The sequence below is a fragment of the uncultured Shewanella sp. genome, assembly GCF_947501225.1.
Lineage (GTDB): Bacteria > Pseudomonadota > Gammaproteobacteria > Enterobacterales > Shewanellaceae > Shewanella.
The window spans coordinates 98,483-115,462 of the sequence record NZ_CANMUW010000003.1; the positions used below are offsets into that span (position 1 = coordinate 98,483).

Consider the following 16,980-nt stretch of genomic DNA (forward strand, 5'->3'; position numbering starts at 1 on the left):
AATATATAGATGTTTGATTAATTTAAGAGAAAATCGATATGAAAAAATTTACCAAAAGTTCCCTTGCTGTGATCACTGGTCTCTCTCTGTTTGTATCCGGTTATAGCATCGCCGCGGATGATACCGCCACCGATGTGCAAAAACAGTCATACAGCATAGGTGCTTCATTGGGTAAGTATGTTTCCAGTCAGATATATGGCCAAACACAGCTAGGTGCCGAGGTCGATGTCGACTTGGTGGTGAAAGGTGTAGTTGACGCGCTTACGGGACAGCAAAAATACACAGATGAAGAGATATTGACCTTTCTTAATCAGCGCGCCGAGCAGTTAAATGCAGCACGCGAGGCCGAAGAGGAGCGCATCGCACTTAAGAATATGACTGAGGGTAGTGCATACCTTGCCAATAACAAGAAGAGTGACACGGTGACGGTCACCGACTCCGGTCTGCAATACGAAGTCATTACCATGGGGGAGGGGCGTAAAGCGAATCCTGAAGATGTGGTAACGGTTCACTATAAAGGGCAGTTAATCGACGGTACCGAATTTGATAACTCCTATGAACGAGATGAGCCAAACCGTTTCGCCTTAATGAGTGTGATCGAAGGCTGGCAGGAGGGGATCACTCTCATGCCAGAGGGGTCAACATTTAAGTTCACCATCCCTTCTGAGCTTGCCTATGGCAAACAGCAGGTAGGCATCATCCCACCCAGTTCTACCTTAATTTTTGAAGTCGAGTTAGTCAAAGTCGAAGAGCCTGGCGAGAACTCTCACGGTATGGGACTGAGCGGAATGGGGATGGGAGGAATGATGGGGATGGGTAAGGCCCACTAACAATAACAGGATTTCAATAACAGAAATTCGGCACGTTTAATTCGTTTTCAGAGAGTCACTATGAATAGTCTTGCTATCGGTATCGGGGTCACACTTTGTGCTTTTATAGCGCTGATCTGGCGTCATCATCTCCGGTGTCTCAATCAAGGGGTCATTCATATTGCAGAGCAGCACACTGCATGCGATAGCGAAGTGGTTCCCCCCGCTTTAGCTCTCAAGATACCTCTGCTGCTATCCATAGTGCTCCTTTTTTCGAGCGTATCGCTTTACTCGCAACTGGGTCACTTCAGTGACTGGGATAAAGGGAGCGTAGATGAACATATTGATTACCTGATCACCGCAGATATCAATAGAAATGCAAAAACAGTTAATGAGCAACCAAACAATGAAATTGCATTATTAAATTTGGCTCAATCTTATGCCGATGGTGGGCTCTATTCAGATTCAGTGAAAACCTTCGATGAACTACTCCAGTTGACGGGCGATGATGCCGGCATTTTGGGCATGAAAGCCAATGCCATGTATTACCGCGACAACCGGGTGATGAGTCTGGATATCGATCTCGTTATTGCCAGGGCGCTGGCTATAGATACATACGAGTTTCAGTCCAGATTATTGCTGGCCACTCACGCATACCTGAATGGAAACTTCGAAGAAGCCATTAAGCAGTGGGAGTTACTACTCAAGAGTGATAGCCAAAACTTTAATAGGGACTCAATTAATAATGCAATTTTTAGAGCCGAGCAAAAAATAGCTAATCGTTCAGTGACTGCATCTGAGTAGAGTCACGTAAAACCGAATAAATATAAAACAGATCAGCAAAATAGCTGATAGATGGAGGATGCTGTGAGTGAAAATATAGAGAGACGGAGGTTCCTTAAATGCTTAGGGGCCAGCTCTTTGATAATAGCGCCCTTAGGGTGTAGTTCGGTCAAAGAGAAGGAGTCAGATGCAAACAAGCCCCATTATGCGATGGTGTTTGATCAAAATAAATGTACTGGCTGTGGTGAGTGTAAAGAGGCCTGTAATTTGGCTAACAACTTACCGGCTGGTAAGTCCAGATTGTTGTTGGAGCAGCATTCTGGAGGGCTGGAGGGACAGCCTTGTCCACACTGCGGTAAGACAACAGAGTGTGGGTGTGAACGTAAGTTCGTTCGTGTTTCCTGTCAGCAATGTAAAAACGCTCCATGTGTCACCGTATGCCCCACCGGGGCGGCTCACCGGGATGAGAAAACCGGTATCGTGACCATGGATGCGAGTAAGTGTGCCGGTTGTAAGTATTGCATCGGTGCTTGTCCTTACGATGCTCGTTTCATCAATAAAGAGACCGATGTTGCCGATAACTGTGATTTTTGTCTTAACAGCAAACTGGCGATTGGGGAACTGCCGGCCTGTGTTCAGAAGTGTCGCTATGACGCATTGATCTTTGGTGATATCAACGACCCGACATCCTACGTCAGTAAGTTGCTAAGGGTAAAAGACTCTGTGCGGATGAAGCCTGGATTTGGTACTGAACCAAGTCTTAGATACATACCTATTGTTAAGCTGGGGGTATAGAGATGGACGGTTCAATGGAATTCACTATGGGGCTATCCGATGGCATCGCCTGGCCCTGGCCAATTGCGGTATACCTGTTTTTTGCGGGGATATCCGGTGGTGCGATAGCTACAGCAATATTTATTCGTTTCTACAAAGGCCAGTCTGAGAATACGCCTTTCTATAAAGCGGCAGCACTTATTTCGTTTGTGACCATCTGCTTAGGAATGCTGTGTCTGGTTTTAGACCTGACCAATCCACTGTTTTTCTGGCGGATACTGGTTTACTACAACCTTAACTCTGTGATGTCTATCGGTGTTATTGCGCTGTCGGCGTATATCCCGCTGGTTGGCTTAATCATGTTGCTGGCTTTCGAAGAGGAGATCCGTGGTATCCCGGCATTGCGCGTGTTACTGCCGGTGATCGAGAAGCTAAAAGGCGTGCGTCGTCCATGTGAGATCGCTGTACTGATTCTGGCCATGGCTGTGTGTGCCTATACCGGTTTCCTTATCTCCGCGCTTATCCGTTTCCCTATCATTAATACCTCGGTATTGCCGGCGCTGTTTATCGCCTCGGGGATATCGGCGGGGGCGGCGTCTGCCAAAATGCTGGCTGTCTCAATGTTTAAGGAAGATCTACACAGCCAGGACATGAAGCTGCTTCACGGGGCTGAGTGGCCAATAATGGCAGCCGAAATCCTGTTTATCTTTATGATTGCTATGTCTCTGTTTACCGGTAATGCAGGTATGCAAAGTGCGTTTTCAGCTTTTCATATAGGTGACTGGGCTGGTGTGTTTTGGCTTGGGGTAGTAGGGATAGGCTTTTGTGGGCCATTACTACTTAACTTCGCAACGGGTAAGAGATTCAGCCATTCGGCTAAAGCATTCTACCTGTCGGGTGTTTGTGTTGTCAGTGGCATGATGTGCCTGCGATTATTCATCATCTATGCCGGACAGAACTTTGCGATTTAGCCAGTAACAGAAACTGTAATTGCTCCCTACTCCCGAAACGCCGCCCTGCAAGGTTTAATCGGGAGTCGGGTAAACAATTACTGCTATACCGACTCACACCTTATCGTTTTTCCCTGCAAGGTATCGATAAGGTGCTGAGTTCACCCCATCACTTCTTGTCGAGTTGGAAAATGTATGAAAAAACTTATCCTCATCTTGTTGGTTATGCCGGTTCTTTTTGCATGTGGCCGAGGTGATGCCGTTACTCAGTCTGTAGAGGCTCAAGCTATTCACGATCATGAACGTTGTCACCTGTGTGGCATGATGATAAAGAAATATCCGGGCCCCAAGGGCCAGTTACACCTGAAGGGACAAGAGATTGTGCCTAAGTTTTGCTCCACCAGAGATATGTTCAACTTTGCTCTGCAGGCTGAAAATCAGCGTCAAATCACCGCACTCATGGTCCATGATATGTCTGCAACCGAGTGGGCACACCCACAAGATAAGCACTTTATCGATGCGACTAAGGCCTGGTATGTATATGGGACCAGCAGAAAAGCAGTGATGGGGCCCGCCGTTGCCTCATTTGCCACCGAAGAGGGGGCGATTCAATTTGCCAAAGAGTTTGGCGGAGCCGTATTAGGCTATGAGCAGATAACCCTAGAGCTATTGGCCGGCGAGTAATTCAGCTATGACCCGCATCTGTATATTGGCAGCCATTTTTAGTTTTTCCGGTCTCACTCAGGCCGGAAGCATCACAGTGTTCGATGCCGATAGCCTTAGATTTGAGCTGGAGAATGCCAGGCCAGGCGATCACATCATACTCAAGCCGGGTCTATATGAAGGCCGTTTTGATATACACAGACCCGTCTCTGTTTCCAGCCGGGGTGATAGTGTCATCGATGCGCAGGGGGAGGGAAGTGCAATCACAGTTCACGCCTCCGGTGTAGAGGTTTCGGGTCTTACCATTCAAAACTGGGGAAATGATCAATACGAGCGCGACGCCGGCATCCTGGTGATGGCGGGGAGCGACGATGTCAGCATCAATAACAATACACTGACCGGTGATGGTTTCGGGATCAGAGCCGATGAGGTAAAACGAATCAAGATTAATGACAATGTTGTCACAGGCAATGCTTCACTCTTTAAACTCGATCGGGGCGATGGGATCCACCTGGACCATGTTGTCGAGGCTCAGGTGTGGGGGAATGTGATCTCTCAAGTCAGAGATGGTGTCTACATAGAATCTGGAAGTCACAGCAAGGTATCCGGTAATCGATTCTTCGATCAACAGTACGGCATCCACTACATGTATTCCAGCATGGATGAGGCATTTAATAATCAGAGTTACCGTGTGGATGGGGGGTATGCGCTGATGAGTTCCAAGCAGATCCATCTACACGACAATCAGGTCTGGGAAGCCATCGATTTTGGCATTCTGCTTAATATGAGCCGGGACTCACTCATCGAGGGTAACCGGGTCGAGCAGGTTACCAACCCTGCCGAGAATCCGGTTCAGGGTAAAGAGGGAAAGGGGATCTTCATCTATGGGGCCCGAGATAATAGGGTTGCAGGAAACCGCTTTGCTTATTGCGATATCGGTTTCTATATGGCCATGGGCGGTGAGGGCAATCAGGTATATGAAAATCAATTTATCGATAACTTCAGTCAGGTTAAATATGTAGGCGATAAGCTACTGGAGTGGAGTAAAGATGGCCGTGGAAACTACTGGAGCGGATACCTGGGGTGGGATCACAGCTCTGATGGTATTGGTAATAGCCCATATCGGCCGAACGATAATATCGACAGACTATTCTGGCTCTACCCGGAAGCCAATTTTTTAATGGGAAGCCCTATAGTGGTGGTGCTGAGGTGGGTACAGAGGCAGTTTGAGATCGGTGAGCCCAGCGGCATCATAGATAGCCACCCACTGCTTGATATCACTCCCCCACTCGATTTTGAATTTGGCGTTCCATATTGACACTTATTCAGGAGATAAGATGAATACAGCCGTTTCAGCCAGAAAAGTCAGCCACAGTTTCGGTACAGGTGTTGCGCTCGATGATGTGAGTTTCGAGATGAAACAGGGGCAAACGATGGCACTGCTCGGTCATAACGGTGCGGGTAAGTCGACCCTGATAAAGATCCTTCTCGGCTTGATCACTCCAGCAGGCGGAGAGATCGAGATCTTAGGGGTAAACATCAGGAAAAATCGCTGTCACTCGAATTTGAGAATTGGTTATCTCCCCGAAAATGTCAGCTTTTACGATAAGTTAACCGGCGAGGAAATTCTAACTTACTTCGCGGAATTGAAAGGAGTAGGGAAAAGCAGGGTCAGTGAATTGATTGAGGAGTTTGGCCTGGGATATGCGAAAGACAGGGCGCTGAAAACCTACTCTAAAGGGATGAAGCAGAGGTTAGGCTTTGCCCAGGCTATTCTCAGTGAGCCTGAGTTGCTGCTGCTCGATGAGCCTACCGTCGGGCTCGACCCCGTCGCCTCTCAATTTCTCTATGGCAAGATCGATGAACTCAAGCAGCTTGGATGTGCGGTTATTGTCTGTACCCATGAACTGTCACTCATCGAAAACAATATCGATACCGCTCTCATCTTAGGTCGGGGGCGTTGTCTGGCATCCGGAGCGATAGATGAACTCAGATATGAGAGCCGTTTAAAAACCAGATTAACTTCTCCTTCGCTTGCTGCGCTGGTTAACGATAGTGAACGATTGGCCTCACTCTACAGTGATGATGCCTTGTTGCTGGACAGGGAGAATAAACAAGACGTGGTTCAGTTTTTAACGTCTGAATATGGTCTGTTTGACTTTGCTCTTAAAGAGCCGGGATTAGCCGAGATCTACCACTTTCATATGGGGAGAACTGCTCAATTGGAGGCCGTTAGTTAATATGTATTTACACTCACCTGTTTTAGTTATCGCAAAAAAAGAGATCCGGGATAGCCTGAGAAATCGCTGGGTAGCCTTTGTTTCCCTAATTTTTTTGCTTCTCTCTCTTAGTGTCACGTTTGCCGGCAGTGCGGTTGTGGGTCAACTGGCTTTCCCCGAGCTGGATACCTTGATATCGAGTCTGTCTACAATCTCAGTATTTATCATTCCTTTAGCGGCGATGCTAGTCAGTTACGATGCCTTTGTTGGTGAGGACGAGTCCGGGACTTTGCTGCTATTGCTCTCCTATCCACTGTCCCGGTTTCAAATTCTAACGGGTAAGCTTATCGGGCATGGCGTGATAATGGCCGTCACTATCGGCTTTGCTTTTGGACTGACAGCACTGCTTCTGCTGATGTTCGGTGAAAACTATGATGTTGCCGTTACATTCGCTCAATTCAGCCAGTTTATTTTGACCAGCATATTACTCGCGTTAATTTTTATTCTGTTGGGTTATATTGTGAGCTTAAAGGCAACGGAAAAGGCTAAGGCGGTTGCGACGGTACTGTTTGTTTGGTTCCTGTTCGTGCTTATCTATGATCTTTTGCTTTTGACACTGCTGGTCGCCGATATCGCTTTTGTCGACCAGTACGTCATTAACCTCTTAATTGCATTGAACCCTACGGATCTCTACCGTGCAATAAATCTCATAGGTACCGATCTGCAGAGAGGGAGTCTGGTAATGTTCTCAGCATCAGAGTGGGGTAAAGCCGCGCTCGGTTTTGTGATGCTTTTGTGGGTTGCGGGTTTAATTTTTGTTGCTAACGCTGTCTTTAAACGTAGGCAGTTATAACAGTTATTCTTGTTAGATTAACAGGTGTAAAAAAGAGGGGGAGGGCTCTACAACCTTGGCTTTGGTAAAGGCCATCTTTTTAAGGGAGGAAAGGGGATTCAGCTTTGCTTTGTTGTCTTTATGTAAATAGTAAAATGCTATATATGTGAGCGTAAACACCCTGATATAGAACATCTGATTTGATTTTGGGTGACAATCACGTTTTTCATATGTTTTATTGAGTAAACTGTCAATAAGATCATTGCTAACTCATTGATGTTAATTGATTCATAGAGGTTCAAGGTGCTAAAAGTTACTCCTTATTTGGAGTTAGATGAAGAAGCTAAGCAATTAGTTGATCATGCTAATAATTTGACCGTTACATTGACTGTATCGGAATCTGCTGTCCTACATCTGTTGTTACTCTCTTCCGGCTCCCTATGTACTAAAGAAGACCTTCTCGCCGCAGGCTGGCCCGATCGTGTGGTTGCTGCAACTTCTCTGACCCAGTGTGTCAGTACGTTAAGAAAGAAGCTTGAACCTTATCCGGAAGTGATGCTGCGGACGATTGCCGGACGTGGTTACCAGTTAAATATCTCAACCCGATCCCATATCAAGATGCTTGCGGTAAACGATCCTGAATCGGTACGAGCCGCCATAGTAGATGTCTCTCTGCTGGTTAAGCTCAGTGGCATACTCATAGCACTGATGATTGGTCTGTCTGTTTGGTATTTCAGTGATTACCATGGAGTCGTAAAAGATGCGGCAAGCTGGAATGCGGATCAGTCAATAGAACTGAATGTCGGTGGCGTCAAGCAAGATGTTCAGTTGTTATATAAAGATAATGTCGCACATTTACACCCCTCCATGTGGCAGAAGCATTTAGCGCCTGAGGTGAACCACTTAACTAACCTGAATACTTTCAAAGGGTTCGCGCTTACCGATGGTAACTACTACTCTATGGCCGTGTGTCCCGAGGCCGATGCAATACGCTGCTCAGGTAAGGGATTGATCAACATTACAGCGATCGATCCGACCCCGGCGGGGTTAAACATGAAAAACTTTGCCGCTTTAACCAAAAAGATGGAGCAAAGAATCCGTTATAACAGAGTGATCATTCCAGAGACTGATGCAGGTACGGGCGGCTTTATTGAGCATCACTATCATGCCGATGTTTATTATCCTGTTCAGGGAAACATGTTGGTACGCTCCGATATCAGCCTGTCACTCATCTATGAGGGGAAAGACTCGGGTAAGTTCTATTCCGCGGCTTGTATTACAGATGAAGAGTGTGCAACGACACCGATAAAATACAAGATAAAGGGGAAATTTAAGCAGTACCAGAAGCAGATTAATGGCCTGGATGTCGATGTTTTTCATGTTAAGGTTGGCCAGAAAGAGCTGATAAAGCCAGACAAGGTTAGCTCGTCTGCAATGCATTTTTATCGTGAGATAAGAAAGCATGAGATAGTGGAAGAGGATCTCTACTTCTATCGGGTCTATAAAGATGTCGATACGGCAGTATGGATTGTACCTATTCTGGGAAATCTGGTTGCCTGGTATGAGTATGATAAGGTTAAGCTGTAAAGAAGGAAAAGCAGCTTCCAGGCTCTAGCAAGAGAAGACAAGCATAAAGTAGAAGGCAAGACACTGGTTGTTTTGCCTTCTATTTTTTAGCACCTAGCACCTAGCACCTAGCACCTAACACCTACTTTATAAACGCGAATGCATCGCCGTAGAGGTGATCTTCCTCCACTCCCATTGTACGGAACAACTCCCGCGCCGTACCCACCATATCGAAACGTCCGGCGATATAGATGTCATAGCCTTCGAGACTGTCAAAGTCAGATCTTATCTGATCCAAAAGATTTGCCTGTTTTCCCTTCCAGTCGTCATCGGCCTGCTCGACCACGGGAACAAAATGCATCCACGGATGCGCATCATGCCACTCCCGTGCGATAGTTTCATAATACATGGCATCCTGAGTTCGACAGCCCCAGTAGAATGTGGTTTTCACCTGCAGATCTAACGCTATCTGATGTTCAACGATACTCTTGATATAGGAGAAACCGGTACCGCCGGCGATCATGAGGCGTGGACGGTTACTTTCATGGCGCAGGTGTGCATCGCCCCCTGGCACCTCAATCTCAATTGAGCTGTTGTTTTCCAGGCACTCCTTGATACGGTCTACGACCTGCATCGGATAGCTTTCACTCACGGCTGCGCCGATATGAAGCTCAATATGCTCGGCATCGGGCGCCGAAGCAATTGAGAAAGGACGTTTGTCTTTTTCACCCATAACGACACAAAGGTATTGGCCAGCCTTAAAATCAAATCTTGTTTCAGGCTTCAAAATGATCTGATATACCGCATCATTAAACGGGGTAACTTGTTCTATCTTACAGCGAATCGTTTTCATCTAACGTCCTTTTAGCGCCCCTCTCTGGAGGCTTGTAATAACTGTTCAATCTTTACAGGGTTGGGGCTTCGTCTATCCCCAGGTCATCCCATATAGCATCGATTTTTTGTTTCACGGCTTCATCCATCACGATTGGGGTTCCCCATTCACGATCGGTTTCACCTTCCCACTTGTTAGTGGCATCCATCCCCATCTTGGAGCCCAGACCTGCAACAGGAGAAGCAAAGTCGAGATAATCGATAGGCGTGTTATCTATCATGACGGTATCGCGCTTGGGGTCCATACGCGTGGTGATGGCCCAGATAACATCGTTCCAGTCACGGCAGTTAACATCTTCGTCGACGATAATAATAAACTTGGTATACATAAACTGACGCAGGAATGACCAGGCTCCCATCATCACCCGCTTAGCGTGGCCCGGGTACTGTTTACGTATCGAGATCACCGCCATACGGTACGAGCAGCCTTCCGGCGGTAGGTAGAAGTCGATGATCTCAGGATACTGCTTACGCAGAATCGGCACGAAGACCTCATTCAATGCTACGCCTAACATCGCCGGCTCATCAGGTGGACGGCCGGTGTAGGTACTATGATAGATAGCGTCTTTTCTGTTAGTAATATGGGTCACGGTAAAGACGGGGAAAGAGTCGGTCTCGTTGTAGTAACCCGTGTGGTCACCATAGGGGCCCTCTTCGGCCATCTCGTCGGGATCGATATAACCCTCTAAGATGATCTCGCTGGTGGCAGGAACCTCCAGATCACAGCTCACGGCCTTACAGACATCGGTGCGCTCGCCACGCAAAAGCCCCGCGAAAGCATATTCACTCATGGAGTCGGGAACCGGGGTCACGGCGCCTAAGATGGTCACGGGATCGCTGCCCAGCGCGACGACGACCGGGTAACGTTCGCCGGGAAACTTCTCTTTAAAATCTTTAAAGTCGAGCGCGCCGCCACGGTGATCGAGCCAACGCATGATAAGTTTATTCTTACCGAGTAGTTGCTGACGGTAGATCCCCAAATTTTGTCGTTTCTGGCGTGGTCCCTTAGTGATGGTCAGTCCCCAGGTTACCAGAGGCGCCACATCACCCGGCCAGCAGTGCTGAATAGGCAGACTGGTTAGGTCGACATCTTCGCCGGTTTTTACCACCTCCTGACAAGGGGCATTTCGAACCGTTTTCGGCGGCATATTCAAGGCCTGCTTGAACATAGGGATTTTTGAAATTGCGTCTTTAAAGCCGCGTGGAGGCTCGGGCTCCTTCAGGAAGGCCAGCAGTTCCCCCACCTCTCTGAGCGCGAGCGGATCCTCTTTACCCAGTGCCATGGCGACGCGTTTGGGGGTGCCAAATAAGTTTGCCAATACCGGCATCTCGTTGCCAACCGGGTTTTCAAACAGCAGAGCCGGGCCCTTGGCGCGCAACACGCGATCGGCGATCTCTGTCATCTCGAGATGGGGATCGACCGGGTGGCTGATACGTTTTAGCTCACCATTCGCTTCCAGGTGGCTTATAAAACTGCGTAAATCCTTAAAACTCATGTGGAATTACTCGCTGCTATAAAAATGTGATATGGCGCGCACTATACCATTTTTAGTACACATGTTTAACTTTAATGAGGAGACAATAAATAGATAAGATAGAGGTAAATTACTTCTTGCTGTAAATAGGAGTAATATAGGGGATAGAGTCCAGTTTGACCCTGATGTTAAAGTCAATGTGGCGGGAGGCAAAATGAGCAGATATTCTGGTGTTGGTCAGGCAATTATCCTGTCTGGTTTGCTGTCTCTTTTCAGCCTGAATCTACAGGCCTCAGATCGCTTCAACTGGAGCAGTAATGTCTGGGTACAACCTAGCTGGAGTAGCAGTTGGGGTCATTACTATCCGGGCTATGACAGTGGTTGGCGCTGGGGTGTAGGAATTAGCACCGGCTCACCCTACTGGAACAACCATGGCATTTTTTGGAATAATAGTTGGAATAGCAGCTGGAACAGGCCCTATTGGAACAACCACTATCGTCCTTACTGGCGTAACAGCTGGAATTATCCATATCGCTATGAACGCCGGGAGTATAAGCGTCCCGAGCCTAAGGTCATAGCACCACCTCAGCGTGTGACCACCGATGTCCAATACGCATCTGGCCTGAAGAGCCTGCCCGCCAATGCCCGCGTCATTCAAAGAGATGGCCGTACCATCTATGAATGGCAGGGAGTCGAGTATCAGTTCGATTGGAGCAGTCAGACCTACCGAGAGTTGAAGTAGAACAGTATTAGAGGTTCGGTAGTGTTTACTCACACTTTTAATCTATATTTTAATTCAGATTAATATAACTTTTATTTAAATTTTAGCGTGTCGATATTCAATATGAATCTATAGGTGTTGATTAATATAAAGATTGAAAATAAGTTTATTTCATCTGTTATCTTTAAGTATTTCAGGTTTTTATAAGCTGTACACCTGTTTGGCTTTCAATGATTGGCGTTTTAAAATTTCATCTTGTTATCTGTTTTGTATTTGTATCCGGAAATTGTTTTTATTCATTTTGTGTTGTTAAATTGATGTTTGTGATTTATGTTTTAATCTCAGCTTTGGTAGTGTGTGTTTGTCAGCTTTTAATGATTTCTTTTTTATTGTCAGGACGACAGTTTAATTCATTTTAAGTTAAAGGGAGTTGTTATGACAGGGATGTTTAGAAAGCAAGCGGTTGATGCTAAAAAAAATAAGTTGCATGGTGATATATCACTTGCACAACCCCTCTCTATTTACTGCGTAGTGACTACATTGGTCATTGTAGTAGCAATAGTTTATATCTTTTTGTCCTTTTCTAATTATACTCGTAAGGAAACCGTCAGAGGTTATATTGTCCCTGACAAAGGTGTAATAAAAGCCTATGCAAACCGAAGCGGAAGTATTGAAAAAATTCATGTGAATTAGATCGTTGTCAGCTGCTTGGAGATTCTGTGGGATTGAACCTGGTGCAGTATGGGTTGTAAAGCTGTTTAAGTTAGGGAGAAGGTATGATTAAGTTATGCGTTGAATATCCACAGTTTACAGCATTTTTATTGGGTTCGATATTCGGAGCTTTATTAGTTTTTCTTGCATATTGGATTGGTTAAAAATTTTTACTAAATTCAGAGAGGGCATTAAATCAGTAACCATGAACTTTATGGACTCCCTCTTTGTTTTTGTAATTGATATATTTAAATGTTTTGTTACCTCATTGTCTTAATGGTTGTAAGTGTAGGTCTTGCCATGAAAGAGTTAAATAGAGTTGTAATTGCTATTGCTAAAAATGAAAAAGGAATAAGCTTGAAGTCACTTTCAAGAGAGACTGAGGTCGGGAGAGATAAGTTAAAAGCTATTGTTGAGGATAAAGAATTTTTTATAATGCTGCCAGATACCAATAGGTATGTAATAAATCGTTTTCATAAGAATTATAAAAGTGATAGTGATGTTGCTGATAAGATACTTTTAAAGTTAGCTCGTAAAAAAGATCGAATTAAAGCCTCTGTTTTCATCATCATATTGTCAGTGTTTATAGTATTGATATCTAGATGACTCTTTCCACTAAGATTGAGTCCGTGCCTGAAATATGGCTTGAAGTCAATTGTTCAATTAAGTTGATAAGGAGGGGAGATGCGAGTGCAGCTGATGCATGATATATAAATTCTAAGCATCTCACACTGAGTGTAACCAAGGGGGTGAGAACGGATAAAGCGGCATTTCTTTCCTATACTCATAATTGTCCCTCTATTTTCATGGCTGCTGTTTGCCCGAGTGCCTCTTATGAATGACATCAAAAAATCTGAGATCCTTACCGAGAGTGGAACTAACGAGCTGGAGATAATCGAGTTTCACCTGCATAAGTTGCTTCCCGATGGCGGCTATAAGGTTTGTCATTACGGGATTAATGTGGCTAAGGTGCGTGAGGTTATTTTGGTGCCCACCACCTCGGATTATCCTAATGCTCAACCACACATGGTAGGGGTGTTCTCACTGAGAGATATCCTGATCCCACTGGTGGATCTCGCCGGCTGGCTTGGGATCCCTACTCAAGATGATTTGAGCAATAAGGTCGTTATCGTCACCGACTTTAATAAGATGATTAATGGTTTTTTAATCGATAGTGTTCGCAGTATTCATCGGGTGTCATGGGAGCAGGTCGAGTCTCCCAGTCAGTTTTTAGAGGCCGGGGAGCATGACTGTGTCGTGGCCGTGGTCAGACGGGAGGGGCACCTGATCATGGTGTTGGATTTCGAGAAGATCATCGCAGATATCAACCCCGAGTTGAGTATGGACAAGTATGATGTGCTGCAGGATAAGAGCGTCATTATCAACGATACCATGCTGGCCAAACGCGAGGCTAAGACCATATTGGTCGTCGATGACTCTGCATTTATCCGTAAGATGATAGAAAACACGTTGAGATCGGCCGGGTATAATATTATTACTGCCAAAGATGGTGGCGATGCACTCGAGATGTTGCTGGAGTATGAGCGTTTGGCCGCTGATGAGGGGGCCCTGGTTAGTGACTTCGTCAGTGCCATCATTACCGATGTGGAGATGCCCCGTATGGATGGTATGCACCTGTTGAAACGCCTGCGTGATACCGGCGCCTATCGGGATATGCCTATCATAATGTTCTCATCTCTGATGAGTGAGGATAACCGCAGTAAGGCACTGCAACTCGGGGCGAACGACACCATCACAAAACCTGAGATCGGTCGCATGGTCGGCATGATGGATGGGTACGTGCTCGGTGATTGAGCCGTCAGGCTGCGGCCTTTTATCATTTTCACTACCTATTTATCTCGGTTCAGCTTGAGTGATATGGTCTTTTTTCAATAATGAAAACAGTGTCAAATCATGATACCTGCCTTTCCAATAGCTATGTTCCCGCAGCACTCCTTCGACTCTGAAACCGAGCTTGAGCAGTAGAGACTCGGAGGCCAGGTTTCCCATCATGGTATAGGCCTCGATACGATTAACTTTCGACGGACAAGCGTTTGAAAAGAGAAACCCGATAACGGAGGTTATCGCCTCCGTTGCGTAACCCTTTCCCCAATATGCCCGGCAGAACTCATAGCCTATGACGGCAACATGGCGCTCCGGCTCAAAACGATTGATGCCGCAGCCACCTATATAGTTCCCTATATTGCCCTCCGATGTTTTTTCGCGTACTGCCCACCTCAGCATCCTGTTGTCTAAGGTCTTCTTAGCGTCGCTCTCGATTAAATCCAATGCCTGCTTGATAGAATCGAACACCTCAAGATCATAATATTCGGTAACTTGTTTATCTGAAAACAGCTCGAACACGGCCTGAGCATCGTCTGTAGTGGTCTCATTCAGCAGCAGTCTTGCCGTGTTTAATGTCGGAAAGTCATTCATCAGGAATTGTCATTACTCTTCAGGAACATATGATATCGATTGACGGTAAATTCATCTTCCTGGTACTGCTTGTCGAAGGTCATCCCCAGCTTGATTAGCACATTGATCGATGCTCGGTTTTCGGCTACGGCATCACCGACTATCCGATCGAGATCCATCTCTCTTTTCGCATAATCGATGCATGCCATATTCGATTCCGTAGCGTAACCTTTGCCCCAGTGTTCCGGGTGAAAACGGTAACCTATGTCGACCGCGCCGATACGAGTCTCGTTCTTAAACCCGCAGAAACCTATTACCCTGCCGGTTTCCTTTAATACCACCGCCCAGCGACCATAGCCAAACTTGTCATACTCGACTAACCAGATATCACGGATGATCGTCATCGCATCTTGCAGGCTTTCACACATGCCGGCATCGCCCGTGTAACGGTTGACCTCCTCTGGAGTGTTAAAATGCAGTACGGCGGCGGCATCGTCGAGATTAAACTCCCGGATAATGAGACGCTCGCTCTCGGTAATTATTCTGCTCATCTTACTCCTTTTCTCCGACTGGTCTTTGTATTGGTTTTTACTTTAACTGGATAGAGAAAACCAAAACAGATACAGTTTGGATAGATAAAACCCAATACAGTTAGCAAGAGTGTTCACCTGATGGCCGAGTTCAAGTACCGCAAGATAGTAGACGAAGTGATTCGAGCCATTGAGCTCGGCGTCATCTCGGCTCAGGAGGGAGATAAACTGCATTCGGTGCGTGAATACGCCAAAATAAAAGGAGTGGGCGTCTCTACCGTTATTCAGGCTTATTATGAGCTTGAGAGGTTGGGGTGGATCTATGCCAAGCCTAAGCGAGGTTACTTTGTCAGCCCCAGAAAAGCCCTCGAGCAGCCCGATTATGGCCGTAGTGTCAATCGGGTTCATGCCGGGCAGACGTTGGCGACTGCGGTGCAGTACTCATTCAATGACCCCGATATTTTACCGCTTTCCTGTACCGCGCCCAGCACAGTTATCGACAATGAGTTGATACTGAATCGCCTGCACCGGCAGGTGTTAAAGTACCGTCCCTATAAATTGCTGATGCAGGATCCTATCGAAGGGATTGCAGAGTTGAGAGAGGAGATCTGTCGTCACCTGTTGCGAAGTGGTCAGGTGTTTTCAAAGCAACAGGTACTGGTAACAAATGGCCGACAGGAGGGGCTATTGTTAGCCTTGACTGCGGCGCGGGCGATAGGAAAAACCGTTGCGGTAGAGTCTCCGGTCTCTTTCTATTTTCAGGCCACTTTGAAGCAGTTCAATGCAGACGTGATAGAGGTGCCTATGCAGTCGAACTACGAGGATGAGCTCGCACTACTCTCCCAGGCACACCAAACTCAGCCATTCGATACCTATCTGGTCAACCCAAGTTTTGCCGATCCTACGGGGCGAGTGTTATCGGTAGCGGAGAAACTTGCGCTTATCGACTGGGCAGCGGCTCATGATGTTACCTTGGTCGAATATGATCGCGGCGAGCTCTATTTCGGTGGCGTACGCCCCCCTACTATTGCCAGTTTGCTGGGGGAGCAGGGGCGCTGTAAGGTGATCAGCATAGGGGATTTCTACGATACTATCTCGCCCTCCATCAGTTTAGGGTATCTCCTGTGTGTTAATACATTCGATGCTTGTCAGTTTGCTAAACAAACGGTGGCCGAGGAGCCGGGCATAGCACTTCAACATATGGTCTCAACACTACTCGGTTCGGGGGAGTATCACAAGTTACTCTTCAGGCTCAGAGAGCAGACTCGCAGCAACTATCAAAGGACTATGGGGTTACTAACAGCTGTGTTGGCAGACTCCATCTATATTAGCCGGCCCGATGGCGGTCCCTGCTTGTGGCTTAAGCTGCCAGATGGCCTCTCCAGTGAAGCTTTATGGACTAAGGTTATCGAATCCAAACTCTCTATCGCACCGGGGGCGATGTTTTCATTCAACCATAGCTATGATGACTATTTCAGGATCACCTATGCCTTGCCCTGGGATGAGCGGATGGAGTCAGGCATCACCCGCCTCGCAAAGGTCCTTCGAGATTTTATTAGAATTAATGCCAATCGGCATAAGTGCTTGTTAAGTGGAGGTTCAGCTGGCGATGATAGAGTGGGTCATATGAAGTGATTCCCT

General features: G+C 46.6%; 18 protein-coding genes. 14 read left to right on the forward strand and 4 right to left on the reverse strand.

Annotated features, from left to right (window positions below; translation table 11 throughout):
- Positions 1-38 precede the first annotated feature (38 nt).
- From Q1B47_RS05950 to Q1B47_RS05990, 9 genes are all read left to right on the forward strand, one after another.
- A complete protein-coding gene (locus Q1B47_RS05950; RefSeq protein WP_299790139.1) occupies positions 39-830 on the forward strand; it encodes an FKBP-type peptidyl-prolyl cis-trans isomerase in 792 nt (263 codons plus the stop codon).
- A gap of 60 nt (positions 831-890) precedes the next feature.
- Complete coding sequence (locus Q1B47_RS05955; protein ID WP_299790142.1) at positions 891-1,613, forward strand: nitrite reductase; 723 nt, start codon at positions 891-893, stop codon at positions 1,611-1,613.
- A 63-nt stretch (positions 1,614-1,676) separates the two neighbouring features.
- Positions 1,677-2,387 carry a 4Fe-4S dicluster domain-containing protein gene (locus Q1B47_RS05960; protein ID WP_299790145.1) on the forward strand — a complete coding sequence of 237 codons (711 nt, stop codon included), beginning with the start codon at positions 1,677-1,679 and terminating at the stop codon, positions 2,385-2,387.
- A gap of 2 nt (positions 2,388-2,389) precedes the next feature.
- The gene (nrfD, locus tag Q1B47_RS05965; protein WP_299790148.1) at positions 2,390-3,337 is read left to right on the forward strand and encodes an NrfD/PsrC family molybdoenzyme membrane anchor subunit; all 948 of its coding nucleotides are present in this window, start codon (positions 2,390-2,392) and stop codon (positions 3,335-3,337) included.
- Between the two features lie 174 nt (positions 3,338-3,511).
- Complete coding sequence (locus tag Q1B47_RS05970; protein WP_299790151.1) at positions 3,512-4,000, forward strand: nitrous oxide reductase accessory protein NosL; 489 nt, start codon at positions 3,512-3,514, stop codon at positions 3,998-4,000.
- Between the two features lie 7 nt (positions 4,001-4,007).
- Positions 4,008-5,297 carry a nitrous oxide reductase family maturation protein NosD gene (gene nosD, locus Q1B47_RS05975; protein WP_299790154.1) on the forward strand — a complete coding sequence of 430 codons (1,290 nt, stop codon included), beginning with the start codon at positions 4,008-4,010 and terminating at the stop codon, positions 5,295-5,297.
- 19 nt (positions 5,298-5,316) lie between these two features.
- On the forward strand, positions 5,317-6,219 hold the full coding sequence (locus Q1B47_RS05980) for an ABC transporter ATP-binding protein (RefSeq protein ID WP_299790157.1): 903 nt from the start codon (positions 5,317-5,319) through the stop codon (positions 6,217-6,219).
- A gap of 1 nt (position 6,220) precedes the next feature.
- Positions 6,221-7,051: an ABC transporter permease subunit gene (locus Q1B47_RS05985; protein ID WP_299790160.1), complete on the forward strand. Its 831-nt coding sequence runs from the start codon at positions 6,221-6,223 to the stop codon at positions 7,049-7,051.
- Between the two features lie 282 nt (positions 7,052-7,333).
- The gene (locus tag Q1B47_RS05990) at positions 7,334-8,617 is read left to right on the forward strand and encodes a winged helix-turn-helix domain-containing protein (protein WP_299790163.1); all 1,284 of its coding nucleotides are present in this window, start codon (positions 7,334-7,336) and stop codon (positions 8,615-8,617) included.
- A 121-nt stretch (positions 8,618-8,738) separates the two neighbouring features.
- Here Q1B47_RS05990 and fre read toward each other — a convergent pair whose 3' ends face one another.
- Both fre and ubiD read right to left on the reverse strand, forming a co-directional pair.
- Entirely contained in the window at positions 8,739-9,449 is a 711-nt protein-coding gene (fre, locus tag Q1B47_RS05995; RefSeq protein WP_299790167.1) for an NAD(P)H-flavin reductase, read from the reverse strand.
- Positions 9,450-9,501: 52 nt separating this feature from the next.
- Positions 9,502-10,983, reverse strand: a complete 1,482-nt coding sequence (gene ubiD, locus Q1B47_RS06000) for a 4-hydroxy-3-polyprenylbenzoate decarboxylase (RefSeq protein WP_299790170.1) — start codon at positions 10,981-10,983, stop codon at positions 9,502-9,504.
- A gap of 193 nt (positions 10,984-11,176) precedes the next feature.
- Here ubiD and Q1B47_RS06005 point away from each other — a divergent pair, with 193 nt between their 5' ends.
- The 4 genes from Q1B47_RS06005 (at position 11,177) to Q1B47_RS06020 (ending at position 14,209) form a co-directional block, all read left to right on the forward strand.
- Positions 11,177-11,704, forward strand: coding sequence for a hypothetical protein (locus Q1B47_RS06005; RefSeq protein ID WP_299790172.1), 528 nt, complete (start codon positions 11,177-11,179; stop codon positions 11,702-11,704).
- Between the two features lie 414 nt (positions 11,705-12,118).
- The gene (locus Q1B47_RS06010) at positions 12,119-12,376 is read left to right on the forward strand and encodes a hypothetical protein (RefSeq protein ID WP_299790175.1); all 258 of its coding nucleotides are present in this window, start codon (positions 12,119-12,121) and stop codon (positions 12,374-12,376) included.
- Between the two features lie 318 nt (positions 12,377-12,694).
- Complete coding sequence (locus Q1B47_RS06015; protein WP_299790178.1) at positions 12,695-13,000, forward strand: hypothetical protein; 306 nt, start codon at positions 12,695-12,697, stop codon at positions 12,998-13,000.
- A 228-nt stretch (positions 13,001-13,228) separates the two neighbouring features.
- The gene (locus Q1B47_RS06020; protein WP_299790181.1) at positions 13,229-14,209 is read left to right on the forward strand and encodes a chemotaxis protein; all 981 of its coding nucleotides are present in this window, start codon (positions 13,229-13,231) and stop codon (positions 14,207-14,209) included.
- A gap of 39 nt (positions 14,210-14,248) precedes the next feature.
- Here Q1B47_RS06020 and Q1B47_RS06025 read toward each other — a convergent pair whose 3' ends face one another.
- Together Q1B47_RS06025 and Q1B47_RS06030 are read right to left on the reverse strand one after the other, a co-directional pair.
- A complete protein-coding gene (locus Q1B47_RS06025; RefSeq protein ID WP_299790184.1) occupies positions 14,249-14,830 on the reverse strand; it encodes a GNAT family protein in 582 nt (193 codons plus the stop codon).
- On the reverse strand, positions 14,830-15,360 hold the full coding sequence (locus Q1B47_RS06030) for a GNAT family N-acetyltransferase (protein ID WP_299790187.1): 531 nt from the start codon (positions 15,358-15,360) through the stop codon (positions 14,830-14,832). Before Q1B47_RS06030 ends, Q1B47_RS06025 begins: the two co-directional genes overlap by 1 nt.
- Before the next feature lie 120 nt (positions 15,361-15,480).
- Between Q1B47_RS06030 and Q1B47_RS06035 the strand changes: the two genes are divergently transcribed.
- Positions 15,481-16,974 (forward strand): PLP-dependent aminotransferase family protein, encoded by a 1,494-nt coding sequence (locus Q1B47_RS06035; RefSeq protein ID WP_299790190.1) that lies wholly within the window; start codon positions 15,481-15,483, stop codon positions 16,972-16,974.
- Positions 16,975-16,980 lie beyond the last annotated feature (6 nt).

What these genes read in the sequence shown, in the direction of transcription:
- nrfD (WP_299790148.1), top strand. Translation starts at nt 2,390, where the DNA reads ATGGACGGTTCAATGGAATTCACTATGGGGCTATCCGATGGCATCGCC.
- Q1B47_RS06010 (WP_299790175.1), top strand. Translation starts at nt 12,119, where the DNA reads ATGACAGGGATGTTTAGAAAGCAAGCGGTTGATGCTAAAAAAAATAAG.
- Q1B47_RS06035 (WP_299790190.1), top strand. Translation starts at nt 15,481, where the DNA reads ATGGCCGAGTTCAAGTACCGCAAGATAGTAGACGAAGTGATTCGAGCC.
- Q1B47_RS06025 (WP_299790184.1), bottom strand. Translation starts at nt 14,830, where the DNA reads ATGAATGACTTTCCGACATTAAACACGGCAAGACTGCTGCTGAATGAG.
- nosD (WP_299790154.1), top strand. Translation starts at nt 4,008, where the DNA reads ATGACCCGCATCTGTATATTGGCAGCCATTTTTAGTTTTTCCGGTCTC.
- Q1B47_RS05980 (WP_299790157.1), top strand. Translation starts at nt 5,317, where the DNA reads ATGAATACAGCCGTTTCAGCCAGAAAAGTCAGCCACAGTTTCGGTACA.
- Q1B47_RS05970 (WP_299790151.1), top strand. Translation starts at nt 3,512, where the DNA reads ATGAAAAAACTTATCCTCATCTTGTTGGTTATGCCGGTTCTTTTTGCA.
- Q1B47_RS05955 (WP_299790142.1), top strand. Translation starts at nt 891, where the DNA reads ATGAATAGTCTTGCTATCGGTATCGGGGTCACACTTTGTGCTTTTATA.
- Q1B47_RS06030 (WP_299790187.1), bottom strand. Translation starts at nt 15,360, where the DNA reads ATGAGCAGAATAATTACCGAGAGCGAGCGTCTCATTATCCGGGAGTTT.
- Q1B47_RS05950 (WP_299790139.1), top strand. Translation starts at nt 39, where the DNA reads ATGAAAAAATTTACCAAAAGTTCCCTTGCTGTGATCACTGGTCTCTCT.
- Q1B47_RS05985 (WP_299790160.1), top strand. Translation starts at nt 6,221, where the DNA reads ATGTATTTACACTCACCTGTTTTAGTTATCGCAAAAAAAGAGATCCGG.
- Q1B47_RS06005 (WP_299790172.1), top strand. Translation starts at nt 11,177, where the DNA reads ATGAGCAGATATTCTGGTGTTGGTCAGGCAATTATCCTGTCTGGTTTG.
- fre (WP_299790167.1), bottom strand. Translation starts at nt 9,449, where the DNA reads ATGAAAACGATTCGCTGTAAGATAGAACAAGTTACCCCGTTTAATGAT.
- ubiD (WP_299790170.1), bottom strand. Translation starts at nt 10,983, where the DNA reads ATGAGTTTTAAGGATTTACGCAGTTTTATAAGCCACCTGGAAGCGAAT.
- Q1B47_RS06020 (WP_299790181.1), top strand. Translation starts at nt 13,229, where the DNA reads ATGAATGACATCAAAAAATCTGAGATCCTTACCGAGAGTGGAACTAAC.
- Q1B47_RS06015 (WP_299790178.1), top strand. Translation starts at nt 12,695, where the DNA reads ATGAAAGAGTTAAATAGAGTTGTAATTGCTATTGCTAAAAATGAAAAA.